Source organism: Sphingomonas sp. HMP9 (genome assembly GCF_013374115.1).
Classification (GTDB): domain Bacteria; phylum Pseudomonadota; class Alphaproteobacteria; order Sphingomonadales; family Sphingomonadaceae; genus Sphingomonas.
In genome coordinates this window covers 1,121,227-1,138,337 of record NZ_AP022673.1, presented here as the reverse complement: position 1 = coordinate 1,138,337, position 17,111 = coordinate 1,121,227, and the positions used below count along the sequence as shown (strand labels likewise).

The 17,111-nt window shown below is 68.7% G+C and carries 15 protein-coding genes; 5 read left to right on the top strand and 10 right to left on the bottom strand.

The window, feature by feature from the left end; all coding sequences use genetic code 11:
- Positions 1-98 precede the first annotated feature (98 nt).
- Positions 99-2,213 carry a ComEC/Rec2 family competence protein gene (locus HMP09_RS04895; RefSeq protein ID WP_176499441.1) on the top strand — a complete coding sequence of 705 codons (2,115 nt, stop codon included), beginning with the start codon at positions 99-101 and terminating at the stop codon, positions 2,211-2,213.
- Here the strand turns inward: HMP09_RS04895 and lexA are convergent.
- Positions 2,204-2,875, bottom strand: a complete 672-nt coding sequence (lexA, locus tag HMP09_RS04890; protein ID WP_176499440.1) for a transcriptional repressor LexA — start codon at positions 2,873-2,875, stop codon at positions 2,204-2,206. The two genes, HMP09_RS04895 and lexA, sit on opposite strands and share 10 nt — an antisense overlap.
- 68 nt (positions 2,876-2,943) lie before the next feature.
- Positions 2,944-4,125 (bottom strand): molybdopterin molybdotransferase MoeA, encoded by a 1,182-nt coding sequence (locus HMP09_RS04885; RefSeq protein ID WP_176499439.1) that lies wholly within the window; start codon positions 4,123-4,125, stop codon positions 2,944-2,946.
- 424 nt (positions 4,126-4,549) lie between these two features.
- Between HMP09_RS04885 and HMP09_RS04880 the strand changes: the two genes are divergently transcribed.
- Positions 4,550-5,284 carry a TonB family protein gene (locus tag HMP09_RS04880; protein WP_176499438.1) on the top strand — a complete coding sequence of 245 codons (735 nt, stop codon included), beginning with the start codon at positions 4,550-4,552 and terminating at the stop codon, positions 5,282-5,284.
- 112 nt (positions 5,285-5,396) lie between these two features.
- Here the strand turns inward: HMP09_RS04880 and moaC are convergent, their stop codons facing one another.
- The 4 genes from moaC to HMP09_RS04860 are packed head-to-tail and all read right to left on the bottom strand — an operon-like array spanning position 5,397 to position 8,224.
- The gene (gene moaC, locus HMP09_RS04875; RefSeq protein WP_176499437.1) at positions 5,397-5,864 is read right to left on the bottom strand and encodes a cyclic pyranopterin monophosphate synthase MoaC; all 468 of its coding nucleotides are present in this window, start codon (positions 5,862-5,864) and stop codon (positions 5,397-5,399) included.
- Positions 5,861-6,637 (bottom strand): indole-3-glycerol phosphate synthase TrpC, encoded by a 777-nt coding sequence (trpC, locus tag HMP09_RS04870; protein WP_176499436.1) that lies wholly within the window; start codon positions 6,635-6,637, stop codon positions 5,861-5,863. Before trpC ends, moaC begins: the two co-directional genes overlap by 4 nt.
- Position 6,638: 1 nt before the next feature.
- Positions 6,639-7,631, bottom strand: coding sequence for an anthranilate phosphoribosyltransferase (gene trpD / locus HMP09_RS04865; RefSeq protein WP_176499435.1), 993 nt, complete (start codon positions 7,629-7,631; stop codon positions 6,639-6,641).
- The gene (locus HMP09_RS04860) at positions 7,628-8,224 is read right to left on the bottom strand and encodes an anthranilate synthase component II (RefSeq protein ID WP_176501579.1); all 597 of its coding nucleotides are present in this window, start codon (positions 8,222-8,224) and stop codon (positions 7,628-7,630) included. The genes trpD and HMP09_RS04860 overlap by 4 nt, the downstream gene beginning before the upstream one ends.
- Positions 8,225-8,424: 200 nt before the next feature.
- Here HMP09_RS04860 and HMP09_RS04855 point away from each other — a divergent pair, with 200 nt between their 5' ends.
- Positions 8,425-8,829, top strand: a complete 405-nt coding sequence (locus tag HMP09_RS04855; RefSeq protein WP_176499434.1) for a hypothetical protein — start codon at positions 8,425-8,427, stop codon at positions 8,827-8,829.
- A gap of 111 nt (positions 8,830-8,940) precedes the next feature.
- Here HMP09_RS04855 and HMP09_RS04850 read toward each other — a convergent pair whose 3' ends face one another.
- Together HMP09_RS04850 and HMP09_RS04845 are read right to left on the bottom strand one after the other, a co-directional pair.
- Positions 8,941-10,431 carry an anthranilate synthase component I family protein gene (locus HMP09_RS04850; protein ID WP_176499433.1) on the bottom strand — a complete coding sequence of 497 codons (1,491 nt, stop codon included), beginning with the start codon at positions 10,429-10,431 and terminating at the stop codon, positions 8,941-8,943.
- A gap of 7 nt (positions 10,432-10,438) precedes the next feature.
- Positions 10,439-12,391 (bottom strand): peptidylprolyl isomerase, encoded by a 1,953-nt coding sequence (locus HMP09_RS04845; protein ID WP_176499432.1) that lies wholly within the window; start codon positions 12,389-12,391, stop codon positions 10,439-10,441.
- A 205-nt stretch (positions 12,392-12,596) separates the two neighbouring features.
- Here HMP09_RS04845 and tpiA point away from each other — a divergent pair, with 205 nt between their 5' ends.
- Positions 12,597-13,340 (top strand): triose-phosphate isomerase family protein, encoded by a 744-nt coding sequence (gene tpiA / locus HMP09_RS04840; RefSeq protein ID WP_443026442.1) that lies wholly within the window; start codon positions 12,597-12,599, stop codon positions 13,338-13,340.
- Positions 13,341-13,494: 154 nt separating this feature from the next.
- Positions 13,495-14,193 carry a hypothetical protein gene (locus HMP09_RS04835; protein WP_176499430.1) on the top strand — a complete coding sequence of 233 codons (699 nt, stop codon included), beginning with the start codon at positions 13,495-13,497 and terminating at the stop codon, positions 14,191-14,193.
- 119 nt (positions 14,194-14,312) lie between these two features.
- On the opposite strand, the gene HMP09_RS04830 is transcribed toward HMP09_RS04835, so the two are convergent.
- A complete protein-coding gene (locus tag HMP09_RS04830; RefSeq protein ID WP_176499429.1) occupies positions 14,313-15,695 on the bottom strand; it encodes a leucyl aminopeptidase family protein in 1,383 nt (460 codons plus the stop codon).
- On the bottom strand, positions 15,692-17,083 hold the full coding sequence (locus tag HMP09_RS04825; protein ID WP_176499428.1) for a serine hydrolase domain-containing protein: 1,392 nt from the start codon (positions 17,081-17,083) through the stop codon (positions 15,692-15,694). The genes HMP09_RS04830 and HMP09_RS04825 overlap by 4 nt, the downstream gene beginning before the upstream one ends.
- Positions 17,084-17,111: the final 28 nt, after the last annotated feature.

Below are 17,111 nucleotides of genomic sequence, written 5' to 3'. Positions count from 1 at the left end.
GAAAACCGATGGCCATGACAGCCGTCGCCGCCCCTAGCATGCGTCCTTGGCGGCGACAAATGGGCGTGCCGCGATGGGGGGCTGTCGTTGGGCTGGCCATGGAGCGCTGGCTCGAGGCGGAGCGCGACCAACTGGTGTTGTGGCTGCCGGTGATGCTGGGCGCGGGAATCGCGCTGTGGTTCGCCCTGCCGGACTCTGCCGCCTGGTGCGTGGCGATCTTGCTGTTGGTGGCGAGCGGGTTGGCGTGCTTGGCCATGGGGCAGGGCGGACGTGCGGCACGCGCGCTGGCGACCGGGTTGCTGACGGGCGCGCTTGGTCTCGGGTTGATCTGGGTACGGTCTGAATCGGTGGCGCGGCCGGTGCTGGCCGGTCCGACGATCGCGCGTTTTTCCGCCAAGGTCGAGGCGGTCGAACCGCTGGTGGCGCGCAAGCTCGTCCGGTTGACGGTGTTGCCGGTCGGTAAAGGTGTAGAGACGGACGGGCAGCACGTCGCGTTGCCGTACCGCGTCCGTGTCAATCTGGCCGAGGCGGATGCGCCGACGCTGCTCGGCATCGGTGCGGTGGTCCATCTTCGGGCTCGTTTGATGCCGCCGCCGCTCCCCGCAGTCCCGGGCGCCTACGACTTCGCGCGCGTCGCGTGGTTTGGCGGGATCGGCGCAACGGGGCGCGGCTTCGCACCGGTGGTCGTGACGACGCCGAACGGATCGGGGGCGGGTATCCGCGTCGCGCTGTCGCACCATATCGTATCGCGACTGGACGGCAGTGCGGGCGGTATCGCCGCGGCGCTCGCGACCGGCGATGTCGGGGCGATCAGCGAAGAGGATTCGGAGGCCATGCGTCGCGCGGGGCTCGCGCATCTGCTGTCGGTCAGCGGCCTGCACATCACAGCAGCGGTCGCGGCGACGATGTTGATCGTGTTGCGTCTGCTGGCGCTCAGTCCGTGGCTGGCGCTGCATGCGCGCCTGCCATTGATCGCGGCCGTAGCGGGTGCGGCGGCGGCGATCGGTTATACGCTGCTGACCGGCAGCCAGGTTCCGACGATTCGGTCGTGCGTGGCCGCGCTGCTCGTGCTGGCGGCATTGGCTATAGGTCGCGAGGCGATGACCTTGCGGCTCGTCGCGGCGGGGGCGGCGTGCGTCATGCTGGTCCTGCCCGAATCGGCGGCGGGGCCGAGCTTCCAGCTCTCGTTTGCCGCGATCACCGCGATCATGGCGCTGCACGAACATCCCGCAATCCGGGCGTTCTTCGGTCCTCACGACGAAGGACGCTGGCGCAAGGTCGCGCGCGGTGTCGCGTCGCTGCTGCTGACGGGGCTGCTGGTCGAAGTCGCGCTGATGCCGATCGCGGTGTATCATTTCCACAAGGCTGGATTGTATGGCGCGTTCGCCAACATCATTGCGATTCCTCTGACGACGTTCGTCGTGATGCCGCTGGAGGCGCTGGCGTTGCTGCTCGATGCAGCCGGCGTTGGTGCGCCGATCTGGTGGCTGGTGCAGCGATCGCTCGATGCGCTGCTGTGGCTGGCGCATGGAGTTGCCAGCGCGCCGGGCTCGGTGCGGTCCTTGCCCGCGATGCCGACGGCGGCGTTTGCGCTGATGATCGTCGGCGGCATCTGGATCGCGCTGTGGCGGACGCGGTGGCGACGGCTCGGGCTGATGCCGTTGGCTGCTGGTGCGATCTGGGCGCTCATGACGCCGCCACCGGACGTTCTCGTGACGGGCGACGGGCGCCATGTCGCGGTTCGGACGGCGGCGGGGCTGGCGATGCTGCGCGACCGGGCGGGGGATTATACGCGCGACATGCTGGCCGAGAATGGCGGGGTGGATGGGGAACCGCTGCTGCTCGCGGACCAACCCGATGCGCGGTGCAGCCGCGATCTGTGCGTCACCGATATCGTGGCGCGGGGACGGACGTGGCGGATCCTGGCGACGCGAAGCGCTTACATGGTGCCGATCGCCGCGTTCATCGCCGCGTGTCGCAGCGCCGATATCGTCGTCAGCGAACGTGGTCTGCCGAAACGCTGCGTGCCACGGTGGTTGAAACTGGATCGCCGCGTGCTTCGGCGGACGGGCGGCGTTGCGTTGAACTTGGGGACGGGGACGGTCGTGACGATCCTGAATGCCGGCGACCGTCACCCTTGGCGACATCCGCCATTGCTCGAACGCACCGTGCATGCGTTCAGGCCGCGCCATGTCCCAGCACTTCAGTCGTAGCGGCGGAGGATTCCAGAGAGCTTGCCCTGCACGCGGACCTGCGCGGGGGCGTAGCGCTGAGGATCATAGGCACGGTTGGCAGGGTCGAGGCGGACCATGGCGCCTTCGCGGCGGAAGTATTTGAGCGTGGCTTCGCTCTCTTCGATCAAGGCGACGACGATCTCGCCGTCGCGGGCGGTCTCGGTGCGGCGGATCAGCGCATAGTCGCCGTCGAGGATGCCGGCCTCGACCATCGAATCACCGGAGACTTCGAGCGCGTAATGTTCGCCGGTGCCGAGCAGGGCCGCGGGAACGGCCAGCATCGTGCTGCCCTCGAACGCCTCGATCGGGACGCCGGCGGCGATGCGCCCGTGAAGAGGGATTTCGACGACGTCGTTCGCGGGCTGCGGTGCGGCGACCGGCGCGGGCTTTACGTTCGACGCCTTTGACGGCACCTTCTTCTCGGCACGCTCCGGCATGCGCAACACTTCGAGCGCGCGTGCGCGGTTGGGCAGGCGGCGAATGAAGTTGCGCTCCTCGAGCGCGCTGATCAGACGGTGGACGCCCGACTTCGATTTCAGGTCGAGCGCGTCCTTCATCTCCTCGAACGACGGCGAGACGCCGGTTTCGTTGAGGCGATCGTTGATGAAGCAGACGAGTTCGTGCTGCTTGCGCGTGAGCATGGCGGTTCTCCGTCCGGAACAGACTGGGAACTTCTATGGAACATAATTAACGCCGTCAAGCGCCCGTATCACGCAATCACGAGGATTTCCGCCGATTCGCCTGCGCTGGCCGCCGGGGCGTTGCCGGCGCGGACGATCAGGCAGGTCGAGCGCGCGAGCGTGAGCAGCATCGAGCTGTCCTGGATGGTCGAGGCATAGGCCTTGCCGTCGCGGAGCTCGGCGCGGAGATAGTCGGTGCGCGCATTGTTGGCGGGCAGGTCTTCGCCGAGCAGCGCGTGGGTCGACTGAGGGAGCGGATCGCGCGCGCCGGCCATGTGCGCGACGACGGGCTTCACGAACAGCGCGGCGGTGACGAACGCGGAGACCGGGTTGCCGGGCAGGCCGAGCACCATCATCTCGCCGATCCGCCCCGCCATCATCGGCTTGCCGGGGCGCAGGGCGATCCGCCAGAAATCGATTCGGCCGCCGGCGGCTTCGATCGCCGGGCGGACAAGGTCGTGATCGCCGACCGAGGCGCCGCCGGTGGTAACGAGCAGGTCGGCTTGAACGCTCGCGAAGGCCTCGCGCAGGATCTCTAGATTGTCGGGGAGGATGCCGAGATCGATAACGTCGACGGGCATGTCGGCGAGCATCGCGGCGAGCATGACGCCGTTCGATTCGGGAAGTGCGACGCCGTCGGTGGTCGTGCCGGGGGGGACGAGTTCGTCGCCCGTGGCGGCGACGGCGACGCGGACGCGGCGGTTGACGGTCAGGCTGCCGTGCCCGCCGGTCGCGACGACGGCGATGCGGGCGGGGCTTAGGCGGTCGCCGGCGGCGATCAGCCTAGTGCCGGTCGAGAAGTCGAGCCCTTTGCGGCGGGTGTTGCGGCCGAACGTCGGCGGGCCTTCGCCGGCCAGGATCAGGGTCGCGCCATCACGTTCGGCCTCTTCCTGGACCATCACGGTGTCGGCACCTTCGGGCATTGCCGCGCCGGTGAAGATGCGGGTGGCTTCGCCGGGAGCGACCTTGCCGGTGAAGGGACGGCCGGCGGCGCTTTCGCCGATGACGGTCCAGGGGCCGGGAAGGTCGGCGAACCGGATCGCGTAGCCGTCCATCGCCGAGAGGTCGGCCGCCGGCTGCGTGCGGCGAGCGAGAATGTCCTCGGCGGCCCACCGGCCGGCGGCTTCGCGCAGCGACACAGTCTCGCTGCCCACGCGAGGGGCCATGGCGAAGAGGCGGGTCTGGGCTTCGGCGACGGGGACTAGGGTCATGCTTAAGGCTCTGTTTTTAGGCGGTTCTGAAAAGTGAAGTATAGAAAGTATAGACGCTGGGAGCGGTTTGGCGGTTCGCGCTTTGGGGTCGTCTCGTGAGGGGAAGCGCGGGGTGCCGCGGTATGTTCCGTGCTGTGCCATCGGTTTGGCGTGTAGGACAGGTGTTGTGGCGCCGGGGGGGAGCGGCGATCCGGTGTATCGGACGTTGGCTACAGCCGCCTTGTGCTCCCGCGAAGGCGGCAGCCCAGGCTGGGTTCCCGCCTTCGCGGGGAAACACGGTTGGGCGGACGTCGCTCGTTATTAGCTGAGCCGTGCCAACTGGGCCCCGGCCTTCGCCGGGGTGGGGTTTGTGGCGCCGCCGGCCAGCTTCCGTTCATGCGGCAAGGGGCTTTTCTGGCGCGCAATGAGACACCAGATCAATAGGATGACGGTTACCCAGCCACGGACGAGAGACAGGATCGGCGCGGCGGTTGGGGCCGTCCTGCTGCCGGGGGTGCTTGGCTATGCACTGCTCAATGGGCTGGTCGTGCCGATGCCGGCTGCCGTTACCGACGCGCTGAAGGTGTTCGGCGTGGCGCCGCCACCGCCTCCGCCGCCGGTCGAGAAGGTCAGGCCACGCCCGTCGCCCAGTCGCAAGCCTCAGGGCGCCGCGTCGCCGCCCAATCTGAAGTCGAAGGCGACCGAGGTCGTGGCGCCGCCGCCGGTGGTGCCGGTGATGGTGCCGCCGCCGGTCGTGGTTGCGGAGAAGGCCGGGTTGGGCGCGCAGGCGACCGCTGGCGCTTCGGATGTGCGCGGGCCGGGGACTGGGAGTGGCGGGATCGGCAACGGCACCGGGAGCGGCGGCTATGGTGATGGGGACGGTGGGGGTGGCGAGGAAACGCCGCCGCGGTGGCGCAAGGGGCGGTTGAAGGATTCTGATTACCCGAGCGACGCGCCGAGAACGGGTATTCGTGGCGTGGTTTCAGTCCGCTATGTCGTCCAGGTGAGCGGGCGTGTGTCGGATTGCCGGGTGACGCGGTCGAGCGGGAGCGGGGTGCTGGACAGCCTGACCTGCCGGTTGATCGAGCAGCGGCTTCGCTATGATCCATCGCTGGATGCAGCGGGGCGGCCGGTGGAGTCGACGATCGTGCAGGATCACTACTGGACGATCGAAGACTAGAACCCTTGCGGTCGGGGTGCGGCTCCTACCCCTTGGGTATTGCCTCGCGTGCCCTCACCCTTCGCCGCCTTCGGCGTCTTTCCCTCTCCCCGTTGGGGAGAGGGTTTTGTCGTTATGCGGTCCAGTTGCCGGATTTGCCGCCGGATTTGGCGCGGACGCGGATGTCGGAGAGGACCATCGTCTTGTCGATCGCTTTGGCCATGTCGTAGATCGTCAGGAGGGTTACGGTTGCAGCCGTCAGGGCTTCCATCTCGACGCCGGTCTTGCCTTCAGTCGAGGCGGTCGCGGTGGCGGTGACGCCGGTTGTGTCGACCACGAGGTCGATCTCGACCTTGGTTAGCGGTAGCGGGTGGCAGAGCGGGATCAGGTCGCTGGTACGCTTGGCGGCCATGATGCCGGCAACGCGCGCGACCGCCAGGACGTCGCCCTTCTTCGCGGTGCCGGCGCCGATCGCGGCGGCGGCTTCGGCGGACATGGTGATGCGGCCGGAGGCGACCGCCTCGCGGGCGGTGACCGCCTTGCCGCCGACGTCGACCATCCTCGCCGCACCGGCTTCGTCGATGTGCGTGAGGCCCGTCATCCTACCAGCGCTCGGGTCGCGGCTTCGACGTCGTCCTGGCGCATCAGCGCTTCGCCGATCAGGAAGCAGCGTATGTCGTGCTCGGCCATCGCGTCGAGTTCGGCGCGGGTCGTCAGGCCGCTCTCGGCGACGAAGGTGCAGTCTTTCGGCGCCTTGCCGACGAGGTCGTAGGTGCGCTGGAAATCGACGGTGAAGTCGCGCAGGTCGCGGTTGTTGACGCCGATGAGCCGCGACTTGAGGTTCAGAGCGCGCTCCATCTCGTGCGCGTCATGGACCTCGACCAGCACGTCCATGCCGCATTCGAGCGCGGAGGCTTCGATCTCGGCCATCTGGACGTCGTCGAGCGCAGCGACGATGATCAGGATGCAGTCGGCACCGATCGCGCGCGCCTCGGTCGCCTGCCACGGATCGACCATGAAGTCCTTGCGCAGGACCGGGATCGACACCGCGTCGCGCGCGGCGGTCAGGTACGCGTCGGCTCCCTGGAACCATTTTTCGTCGGTCAGGACGGACAGGCAGGCGGCACCGCCGGCCTCATAGGCGCGGGCATGCGCGACGGGGTCGAAATCGGCGCGAATCAGGCCCTTTGAGGGACTGGCCTTCTTGACCTCGGCGACCAGCGCATAGCCGGCCTTCGCATCGAGCGCGGCGCGGAAGCCGCGCGGTTTCGACATGCGGGCGATCCCGGCGTCGATATCGGCGAGCGAGGTGGTGGCCTTGCGCGCGGCGACTTCGGCGCGCTTGGTCTCGAGAATACGGTCGAGCATGGTCATGTCAGTAGGCGATCCAGCGGGCGAGCAGCGCGTCGGCGCTGCCGGTGTCGAGAGCGGCGGCGGCTTTTGCCACGCCATCGACGAGGGTGGGGACGGTGCCGGCGACCATCAAGGCGGCGGCGGCGTTGAGCAGGACGGCGTCGCGGTACGCGCCCGTCTCGCCCTTGAGCAGGCGGCGGAGCGCGTCGGCGTTGTGATGCGCGTCGCCGCCACGGATGTCGGTGATGGCGTGGCGGGTGAGGCCGGCGTCCTCGGGGGCGATGCTTGTTGGGAGCGCGATGCTGCCGACGGACGCAACGATGCTGGGGCCGGCGCCCGACAGTTCGTCGAGGCCTTCTTCGCCGGACACGACGAGCGCGGCTTGCGTGCCGAGCTGTTCGAGTGCGTCGGCGTAGAGCGTGACGTAGTCTGGGCGGGCGATGCCGATCAGTTGGCGGGTGGTCCCGGCCGGGTTGGCGAGCGGGCCCATCAGGTTGAAGATCGTGCGCTTGCCGATGCGCTGGCGGATCGGGGTGATGCGCTTCATCGCCGGGTGGTGGTTGGCGGCGAACAGGAAGGCGATGCCGATGTCGTTGAGGCTGGCCTCGGCGGTGGCGCCGGCGCGGTCCATGTCGAGGCCGAGGACTTCCAGCGTGTCGGCGGCGCCCGCCTTGCTGGAGGCGGCGCGGTTGCCGTGCTTGGCGACGGGGACGCCGGTCGCTGCGACGACCAGTGCGACCGCGGTCGAGACGTTCAAGGTGTGGTGACCGTCGCCGCCGGTGCCGCAGACGTCGATCGCGCCGGCAGGGGCGTCGATCGGGAGCATCCGGTTGCGGAGCGCGCGTGCGGCTTCGGCGATCTCGATGCTGGTCTCGCCGCGGGTCGCGAGATCGGTGAGGAAGGTGGCGATCGCATCGTCGCTGGCGCGTGCGTCTAGGATGTCGGCGAACGCCTCGCGGGCGGATTCGCGCGTGAGCGGGGAGGATGGATCGGGCAGAAGCGTGGTGGTCGTCACAGTTCCAAGCCTTCGCGCGGCTTTACCGGGATCTCGGCCATTCTCAGGAAGTTCGCGAGCATCGCGTGGCCGTGCTCGGTGGCGATGCTTTCGGGGTGGAACTGGACGCCGTGGATCGGCAGTGTCTTGTGGCGGAAGCCCATCACCGTGCCGTCCTGCGCGGTGGCGTTCACCACCAGCGTATCGGGCACGGCGTTGACGATCAGCGAGTGATAGCGCGTGGCGATGAACGGCGATGGGAGACCCGCATATAGCCCGGTGTCGTCGTGGAGCACCGGCGAGGTCTTGCCGTGCATGAGCCCGCCGCGCTCGACCTTGCCGCCGAAATGCTGACCGATCGCCTGATGGCCGAGGCACACGCCGAGCAGCGGCTTGCCAGCGTCCGCGCAGGCGGCGACGAGATCGAGGCTGACGCCTGCCTCGGTCGGCGTGCAGGGGCCGGGAGAGATGAGGAACGCGTCCGCGCCCGACGACAGAGCCTGCCCGGCGGAGATCGCATCGTTGCGGACGACTTCCACCTCGACGCCCAGTTCCATCAGGTAATGGACGAGGTTCCAGGTGAAGCTGTCGTAATTGTCGACGACGAGGATCATGGCGTCGCCATAGCCGATGCGCAGGGGCATGCAACGGTGTTGCACTCTGTACCGCGAGGACCATGTTACACCGTATCGGCAGGCGGGTCAGACAGGTGGGGCAGCACGCCGCGGGCGTCGCCGTCGTCACGCCGCTGCAGATCATTCAGGGTGGAGCCATGCCGACTGGCGGACGTTGTCACTTCAAAGGAGCTTACTCGATGTTTCGTACCGCCGTCCTCGCCGCACTGATCGCGTTTCCCGCCATGGCCGCCGCGCAGGAGGCACAGGTCGACACGCCGCCGCAGCGCATCCGCAGCGTGACGCTGACCGGTAACCAGGCTTGCCCCAAGTCGACCGCCGGCGAAATCGTGGTGTGTTCGACGCTCGAGCAGCCGTATCGCATCCCCAAGCAGCTGCGCGACGACAAGCCGATCGCGGCGAAGAACCAGAGCTGGGTGAACCGCGCGGCGACGATGGACCAGGTCGGACGGGTGGCGGGTGGCCTGCCCGATACGTGTTCGCCGGTCGGCACCGGGGGGCAGTCTGGGTGCGCCATGCAGCGGAACCAGGCGTTTGCCGCGGAGCGTCGTGCTTCGGCCAGCGAGTCGAATACGCAGCCGTAAGCTGCAAAGGAATAGTTACGTCGTCCCGCGTCCTCACGAAAGTGAGGGCGCGGGGTAACGGATGTCGACCATCGTGGCCCTGGATCCTGACTTTAGTCAGGATGACAAGGTCTACTGCCCGAAGCCGGGGGCCTTTGCCCGGCTGACCGCTTCGCGGGCGGCGGCGAGGATCGCGCCGGCCTTGGCCTCGCATTCGCGTTGCTCGTATTCGGGGATGCTGTCGGCGACGATACCGGCGCCGGCCTGGACGTGGATGGTGCCGTCCTTCACGACCGCGGTGCGCAGGACGATGCACGAGTCCATCGAACCGTCGGGCGAGAAATAGCCGACGCCGCCGGCGTACGCGCCGCGCCGTTCGGGTTCCAGCTCGGCAATGATCTGGCAGGCGCGGACTTTCGGCGCGCCGCTGACGGTGCCGGCGGGGAAGCCGGCGAACAGCGCGTCGAGTGCGTCCTTGTCGGGCGATAGCGTGCCGACGACGTTCGAGACGATGTGCATGACGTGGCTGTAGAATTCGACGCCGTAGCTGGCCGTCACGCGCACCGAGCCGGGCGATGCCGCCCGGCCGACGTCGTTGCGCCCGAGATCGAGCAGCATCAGATGTTCCGCGCGCTCCTTTGGGTCGGCGAGCAGGCCGATCCGGTTCACCTCGTCCTCGGCGGCGGTCTTGCCGCGCGGGCGCGTACCGGCGATCGGGCGGATCGTCACTTCGTCGTCGCGGACGCGGACGAGGATTTCGGGGCTCGAGCCGATCAGCGCGAAGCCGGGCAGATCGAGGTGATAGAGGAACGGCGAGGGATTGATGCGGCGCAGCGAGCGGTAGAGCTCGAACGGCGGCAGCGCGAACGGCGTGCTGAAGCGCTGCGCGAGCACCACCTGGAAGATGTCGCCGGCGAGGATATAGTCCTTCGCGGCGGCGACCATCTCGCCGTAGCGGCCCTCGGGCAGTGCTGGCGTGTAGGCGGGTTCGGCGACGTCGGCGCGGATGGGTGCGGGGACGGGGGTGCTCGCGAGCTTCGCCGCGACCGCGTCGAGGCGCTCTTCCGCCTCGGTCACGATCGTGTCGGCATTGCGGGCCGGATCGGGCCAGGCCGGTGCGACCAGGTACAGCGCGTCGGCCAGGCGATCGAACACCAGGACGACGGTCGGGCGCACGAAGATCATGTCGGGCAGGCCGAGCGGGTCGACCGTCGGTTGCGGCAAGGTCTCGACAAGGCCGATCGTCTCATAGCCGAAATAGCCGACCAGACAGGCCAGCGCGCGGGGCAGTTCGGCGGGAACGTCCGCGCGGCATTCGGCGACCAGCGCGCGCAACGCGTCCAGCGTCGGCACGGGACAAGGCTCGAACGTGTCGCGGTCGGTCGCCCAGTGGCGATTGATCTCGGCGTTGTGGCCATAGGCGCGGAACAGCAGGTCGGGCGCGAGGCCAATCAGGCTGTGGCGGCCGCGTGTCGCGCCGCCCTCGACCGATTCGAGAAGGAAATCGCCACGCCCCGGCTCGATGAGCTTCAGCGCCGCGGCGACCGGCGTTTCGGTGTCGGCGACCTGACGACGCCAGACGAGCGCGGGACGCCCCTGGGCGAGTGCTTCACGCGCGCTCATCGGACGATCAGTTGCCCGAGCCGCCCTGGCCGAGCAGGTCGGCACGGACGCGCGCGAGTGCGGCCGGGTTGGTCTTCACGCCGACATCGGCACGAACCGCCTTGGCGAACTGCTCGACATATTCGCGACCGACCGAGCGGGCGATGTTGCCGCGCCCAGCCTTGATCGCCGCATCGTTGCCAGTCGCGTTGCCGCTCTGGACGCTGTCGAGCTTGATGACGAACCAGCCGCTGTCGTCGGGCGCGGCGAGTGTCTTGGCGGTGTTCGGCGCCATGCTGAACATCAGCACGAGTGCGGGCGGCGCACCGCGCGGATCGGCAGCGAGCTGCGCGCGGGCGGCGGTCAGCGTGCGTGCGGGCGGCATCGGCAGCTTGGTCTGCGCCAGCGACTGCTGGATCGGCATGCCCTTGTTGATGCGTGCCAGCACTTCGCCGGCGACGCGACGGGCGGCCTGGCGGGCGCGGTCGGCCGTCACGTCCTTGAGCACCACGGCGCGAACCTGCGCCAGCGGACGCGGTGCCGACCGGACGACCCGACCGAGCGCGACGACGGCAAAACCACCATCGGTGCCGACCTGGACCAGCTGCGGACCGTCGCCATCGGCGGCCTGGAAGGCCGCGGCGACGAGCGGTGCGAGCGCCGGGTCGGGCTTGGTCGCCGCGTCCGGATCGACTCCGTTCGCGGTCAGCGCGGGCGTGGTGACCGGCTGGAGCTTCTGGTCGGCGATGACCTCGTCGAACGTCGCGTTGTTCGACAGCGAATCGTCGATCTTGTCGTGAATCGCCGAGAGCGCCTCGGCCGACTTACGGATGCCCAGCGCGGCGGCGATCTCGCCTCGCACCTGATCGAGCGAACGCGCAGCGACCTTCTCGATCTTGTCGACCTTGGCGACGGTCCAGCCGAGCAGCGTGCGCACCGGGCCGATCACCGTGCCGTTGGCGGCGGCGAAGACGGCCTCAGCAACCTGTGCCGACGTGGTGCCGGCATAGGCGGCCTTCTCGACGCCCGCCTGGGTCGAGGCTTCGAGGCCGGCACCGCGGGCTGCGTCGGCTAGGCTCGTGCCGCCCTTCACCTTGGCGGCGATCGCAGCGGCGCCGGCCTGGTCGGCGACGACGACCTGCGTGACGTCACGCTTCTCGGTCGCGGCATAGCGTGCGCTATCCTGCTGATAGGTCTTGGCGATCTCGGCGTCGGTGGGGACGGCCTGTGCCTTGACGCTCTCTGGCGTGATGATTGCGTAGCGGACGACGCGACGCTCGGGGACGGTATAGCGCGCAATATTGCGCTGATAGAATGTGTTCACGTCCGCCTCGCTCGGCGCGGGGCCGGCGGGGACGACGGCAGCAGGGATGAAGCCGATCGTGCCGGTGCGCTTTTCGAGCAGCAGCGATGCGTAGGGCAGGGCGAGCTGGCTCGCGACCTGGGTCGCGCCGGTGCTGGGAACGGTGAGTTGCTGCGCGAAGGTGTCGCGCTCGATGTCGCTGCGGATCTGCGCGTCGGTGAGCTTCCGCTGTGCGAGCACCTGTCGGTACAGATTCTCGTCGAACTTGCCGGTCGGGCCCTGCAGTGCGGGGATGCTGGCGATCTGGCCGTCGATTGCGCGCTTGCTGACGACCATGCCCTGCGCGCGGCCGAATTGTTCGAGCGCCATGCTGGAGATGATCCGGTCGAGCGTGCCGTCGAAGCCGCCCTGGTTGACGAAGGTCGCCATGTCGAGCGTCGGCTGCTGCTGGCGGAAGCCCTCCATCTCGGTTTGCGCCTGCGTCTTCAGCTGGTTGGCAGTCACGTCCGACTTGCCGACCTTCGCGACGTCGCCGCCGGTGATGCCGGCGCCGCCGGTCATCGAGCTGAGACCCGTGACGTCGCCCGCCGCGAACGCGAGCGCGATCACGCCGAGCACGAGGAAGGTGATGATCACGCCGACCCGTGAATGGGTAAGACGGCGGAAGAAAGCGAGCATGGACGGCCGATCGACAGGGATAGAACGCGATTGCTTTACGGTGAGGGGCCTCCCTCTTCAAGACGCCCTTTCCAAGTCGGGGCATCACGTCGGCACATCAGGGCGGCGCTTCAGGGCGGCGCTTCAGGTCAGGCGCTTCAGCGCGGCTGGGGTTGTGTGGCGCGAGTGCTGCGCTATCGCTGGGCAAAACATTTGGGAGACAGTGATGCGGCGTAAGCTGGTGGCGGGAAACTGGAAGATGAACGGGTCGCGGGCAGCGCTCGCCGAGCTCGATACGATCGCGGCCGCGGCCGAGGCTGCGCTGGGCGTGGATGTCGAGGTGGCGGTGCCGTTCACGCTGATCGACGCGGCATCGCAGCGCGTGCCTGGGCTGGCGATCGGTGCGGAGGACGTACACGAGGCGGAGTCGGGAGCGCATACCGGATGCGTGTCCGCGGCGATGGTCAAGGAAGTCGGTGCGTCGTTCACGATCGTCGGTCATTCCGAGCGGCGCGCGGACCAGCATGAGACGAGCCACGACGCGTGGGCGAAGGCGGCGGCGGCGCGTCGGCAGGGGCTGAACGTCATCCTGTGCTGCGGCGAGACCGAGGCGGAGCGCGATGCGGATCGTGCCGAACGCGTGGTGCAGGCGCAGATCGAGAAGTCGGTGCCGGACAATGCGGATGGGAGCTGGTTCACGCTGGCGTACGAGCCGCGCTGGGCGATCGGGACGGGGCGCACGCCGACGCTGGACGAGATCGCGGCGATCCATGCGATCGCGCGCGCGAAGTTGCGGATGCTGATCGGCGACGCGGCGGCTGGGGTGCGGATCCTGTACGGCGGATCGGTGACGGGGGCGAATGCGGCGGCGATCCTGGCGACGCCGAACGTCGATGGGGCGCTGGTCGGCGGTGCGAGCCTGACCGCGGACAAGTTCGTGCCGATCATCGAGGCTGCTGCCGGGTTGTGACACGCGGTCCGGTCGATCTTGATCCGGATCTGGACGTTTATGATCCGGATCGCCGGCGGGGCGTGTTAAGTCTCGATAAACATGGCGGTCTTATGGTCGGTTGATGATTCGACGACCGGGCGTTGATCGGATAACTTCGGTGCGGGGGGTTGATATGGCCAGGTGGTTTGCCGGTTGCGTGAGTGCCTCGTTGATCGCGAGCGCGGTCGTATGTCCCATCGCGGCGCACGCGGAGACCCCGCGGGAGTTGCTGACGCAAGCCGGGTTCGTCGACCGCGATCGCAGCGTCGCGCTGGCGCGGATCGACCGGGCAGCGGCGGCGGCGGGGCAGGCACTCAGCCGTTCGCCGAACGATGCCGAGGCGGCGATCATGCAGGCGATGGCGAACGGGTACCGCGCCAAGTTGCTTGGCAACCGGAGCGAGGCGATTGCGGCGCGCAAACAATATGAGGCGCTGGTCGTTCGTTATCCGCGCAATGCCGAGGCGCAGGCGGCGCTGGGTGCGTGGCATGTCGGGGTGATCGCGAAGCTCGGACGGTTCGTCGGGCGTGCGGTGGCGGGCGCTCAGAAGGTCACCGGGTTCCAGGCGCTGGATCGGTCGGTGGCGCTGGGTGGCAATCGTGCGATGTTTGCGGGGCTGGCGGGGCTGTTGCGGCTGGAGCTGGACCCGAACGATGCGCGGGGACGGGCGCTGGTCGAGACCGCCAGCAAGGCGCCTGCGCCGACCGCGATCGACGGGTATGTGCGCAAGGCCGCGGCGGCGGTGCTGGTGCCGCTGCGGGCGGGCGACGCGAACGCAACGAGGGCGCTGGCGGACAAGTTGCTGCCGTTCGGGCAGTTCGCCGCGGGGTAAGGCTTTGGCCTCTGCTGAGGCGTTCGGCACCGGATCCTGTTCCGCCTCAGAGGTGGGGGAACAGGATCTCGCAGGACAACACGCGCGACCCTGGACCCCCGCTTCCGCGGGGGAACGGGCTAGCCGAACCGCTTTGCCAGCATCGCGAAGGTGGCGCGCAGCGCATAGGCCTCACCGCCTTTTGGCCGGCCGGGTTTCGCCGACGGACGCCAGGCGAACACGTCGAGATGCGCCCAGGCGGTTCCCTTGAGCACGAACCGGCGGAGGAACAGCGCGGCGGTGATCGCGCCGGCAAAGCCGCCATCGGGGGCGTTGACCATGTCGGCGATGTCGGACTTCAGCATGTCGTCATAGGCGTTCCAGAGTGGCAGGCGCCACATCTGGTCGGTCTGCTCCATGCCGGATGCGAGCAGGTCGGCGGCGAGCGACTCGTCGTCGGTGAACAGCGGCGGCAGGTCCGGGCCGAGCGCGACGCGCGCCGCGCCGGTGAGCGTGGCGAAGTCGAGGATCAGCGCGGGGTTGCTCTCGCCCGCCTTGGTGAGAGCGTCGCCGAGGACCAGGCGGCCTTCGGCATCGGTGTTGGTGTTCTCGACCGTCAGGCCTTGGCGTGTGGCCAGCACGTCGCCGGGGCGGAAGGCGTTGCCGGCGATGGAATTCTCAACCGCGGGGATCAGGAGGTGGAGGCGGACTGGGAGTTTTGCGGCCATCACGAGGCTCGCGAGTGCTAGCGCGTGCGCGGCGCCGCCCATGTCCTTCTTCATCAGCCGCATGCCGGCGGACGGCTTGATGTCGAGCCCGCCGGTGTCGAAGGTCACGCCCTTGCCGACCAGCGCGATGCGCGGGTGCGCGGGGTCGCCCCATTCGAGTTCGATCAGGCGCGGCGCGCGGTCCTTGCTCGCGGCTTGTCCGACGGCGTGGATCATCGGGTAGCCGGTCGCGAGCGCATCCCCGCGCGTGACCGTCACGGTCGCGCCGTGGCGCTTGGCGAGCGTCTCGGCGGCGGCTTCGAGGTCGGCGGGGCCCATGTCGGAGGCGCCGGTGTTGACGAGGTCGCGGACGAGCGCGGTGGCTTCGGCGAGACGCACGGTCTCGTCGATCTGTGCGGCGTCCGCGGTCAGGAGCACGCGTGCGCCCATCGGCTCGGGCTTCACGTAGCGCGTGAACTGATGCTGGGCGAGCATCCAGCCGAGCCCGGCGGCGCCCACCGGGCCGTCGGCGAGGCGATAGGTCCCCGCGGGCAGCGAGGCGCCGAGCGACGCGATCCGCCACGGCGACGTCACCGCCTCGTTGCAGACGAGCAGCATCGACCAGTCGTCCGCGGTGTCGCCGGGGAGGACGGCGCGGTCGCCCGCTTTTCCGGTCAGCCGGTGCGCGGCGACGGTCGTGCGGACCCGCTGCGGCTGCGTACCGAGCCAGCTGTCATACGCGTCGGGATGGACGACGTGGATCGTCCGCGCGGGCTGGCCGCGGTCGGGTTGCAGCATCGGAGCGAAGTCGGTCATTGTGCAGGTGCCACCAGGAGTTGTTCGTATCGGCCGGTCGCGCCGGGTTCGGCATAGGTGCTGAGCGAGAGCGTGCGGTCGGGATAGGTTATCCGATAGGTGCGGTTGACGAAGCCGCCGCGCAAGCGGGTCTTGCCGGTTTGTGCGAATGCGGTGGGCTCGCCGAGCGCGCTTAGGCTGGTCTTGTAGTCGGCGAGCGCGACGGGCTTGAAGTAATAGTTGGCGTCTTCGGTCAGCCCCTTGCGGTCGAGCGTGCCGGTTCGGAGCTGGTCGTATACGGCTCGGGCGCGGGTTAGGGCGGCGGTATCCTCCACGCTGGCGGACGGCGCCGGCAGCACGATCTTCGCGATGCCCGCAGCGATGCGGCCTGTCGCGTCGCTGAACCAGCTGTTGGTGAGGACGACGATCGCGGCCTTGTCGTCGGGATAGACGGTGTTCTCGGACAGGAAACCGACCGCCTCGCCGCTATGCTCGACGTAGCGGCGGCCGTTCGCGGCACCCGTGAAGACGCCCAGGCCATAGCCGTTGCTCGATCCGTCGGCGAGTTTGACCGGGGTTTCCTGCGCGGCCCAGTCGTCGGCGGGGAGCGTGGTGCGGTTGAGGCGCGCAACGTCCCATTTGGCGAGGTCTTCGGCGCTCATCGACAGTTCGCCGGCGGCGTAGAGCCAGCCGTTGGCGCTGGGCGTCTCGGCGCGGACGGGGCCGAGCGCGAAGCGGCCATAGCCTTGTGGGAAGGCCTTGCCGATCGCCTTGTCCTGATCGAGCGCGCGGATGTCGAGCGGCTTGAAGATACGTTGCTGGAGGAAGCCGAGCAGCGGTTGCCCCGAGACTTTCTCGACGATCATCCCCGCGACGACATAGCCCGTGTTCGAATATTGCCACTGCGTGCCGGGTGCGAAGTCGAGCGGTTTCTTGGCCCAGCGGTCGATGATCTGTTGCGGCGTGACGGGCTTGGCCATCGCGGCGAAGCTGTAATCCTGCGGCCAGTAATCCTGCAGGCCCGAGGTGTGGCTGAGCAACTGGCGGATCGTGATGCGGTCGCCGCCGGTGACGCCGGGGATATACTTCGCGACGGTGTCGTCGAGCCGCAGCTTGCCCTCGTCCTCGAGCAGCAGGACTGCGGCGGCGGTGAACTGCTTGGAGATCGAGGCGATCTGATAGGGGAGTTTCGGGTCCGCCGTCGCGATCGATTCGGAGGGTTTGCCATACGCCTTTGCGAACACGATCCGCCCGCCGCGCACCACCGCGATCGAGGCGGAGGGCACGCCGGTGTCACCGAGCGCGCCGGCGACGAGCGTGTCGATCTGCGCGGTCTCGGCGGGGGTGAGTGATTGGGCGAGGGCGGGAGCCGGCAGCAGCGCGGCGACGGCGAGAAGGCGGATCAACATCCCCGCAACGAAGCAGAAGCGGCGCGTC

Bases quoted from the DNA above. Each gene is read 5' to 3' on its own strand.
- HMP09_RS04885 (WP_176499439.1), bottom strand. From the start codon at position 4,125: ATGACCCTAGTCCCCGTCGCCGAAGCCCAGACCCGCCTCTTCGCCATG.
- HMP09_RS04855 (WP_176499434.1), top strand. From the start codon at position 8,425: ATGTTTCGTACCGCCGTCCTCGCCGCACTGATCGCGTTTCCCGCCATG.
- HMP09_RS04845 (WP_176499432.1), bottom strand. From the start codon at position 12,391: ATGCTCGCTTTCTTCCGCCGTCTTACCCATTCACGGGTCGGCGTGATC.
- HMP09_RS04850 (WP_176499433.1), bottom strand. From the start codon at position 10,431: ATGAGCGCGCGTGAAGCACTCGCCCAGGGGCGTCCCGCGCTCGTCTGG.
- HMP09_RS04830 (WP_176499429.1), bottom strand. From the start codon at position 15,695: ATGACCGACTTCGCTCCGATGCTGCAACCCGACCGCGGCCAGCCCGCG.
- HMP09_RS04880 (WP_176499438.1), top strand. From the start codon at position 4,550: ATGACGGTTACCCAGCCACGGACGAGAGACAGGATCGGCGCGGCGGTT.
- HMP09_RS04825 (WP_176499428.1), bottom strand. From the start codon at position 17,083: ATGTTGATCCGCCTTCTCGCCGTCGCCGCGCTGCTGCCGGCTCCCGCC.
- lexA (WP_176499440.1), bottom strand. From the start codon at position 2,875: ATGCTCACGCGCAAGCAGCACGAACTCGTCTGCTTCATCAACGATCGC.
- tpiA (WP_443026442.1), top strand. From the start codon at position 12,597: ATGCGGCGTAAGCTGGTGGCGGGAAACTGGAAGATGAACGGGTCGCGG.
- moaC (WP_176499437.1), bottom strand. From the start codon at position 5,864: ATGACGGGCCTCACGCACATCGACGAAGCCGGTGCGGCGAGGATGGTC.
- HMP09_RS04835 (WP_176499430.1), top strand. From the start codon at position 13,495: ATGGCCAGGTGGTTTGCCGGTTGCGTGAGTGCCTCGTTGATCGCGAGC.
- trpC (WP_176499436.1), bottom strand. From the start codon at position 6,637: ATGACCATGCTCGACCGTATTCTCGAGACCAAGCGCGCCGAAGTCGCC.
- HMP09_RS04860 (WP_176501579.1), bottom strand. From the start codon at position 8,224: ATGATCCTCGTCGTCGACAATTACGACAGCTTCACCTGGAACCTCGTC.
- HMP09_RS04895 (WP_176499441.1), top strand. From the start codon at position 99: ATGGAGCGCTGGCTCGAGGCGGAGCGCGACCAACTGGTGTTGTGGCTG.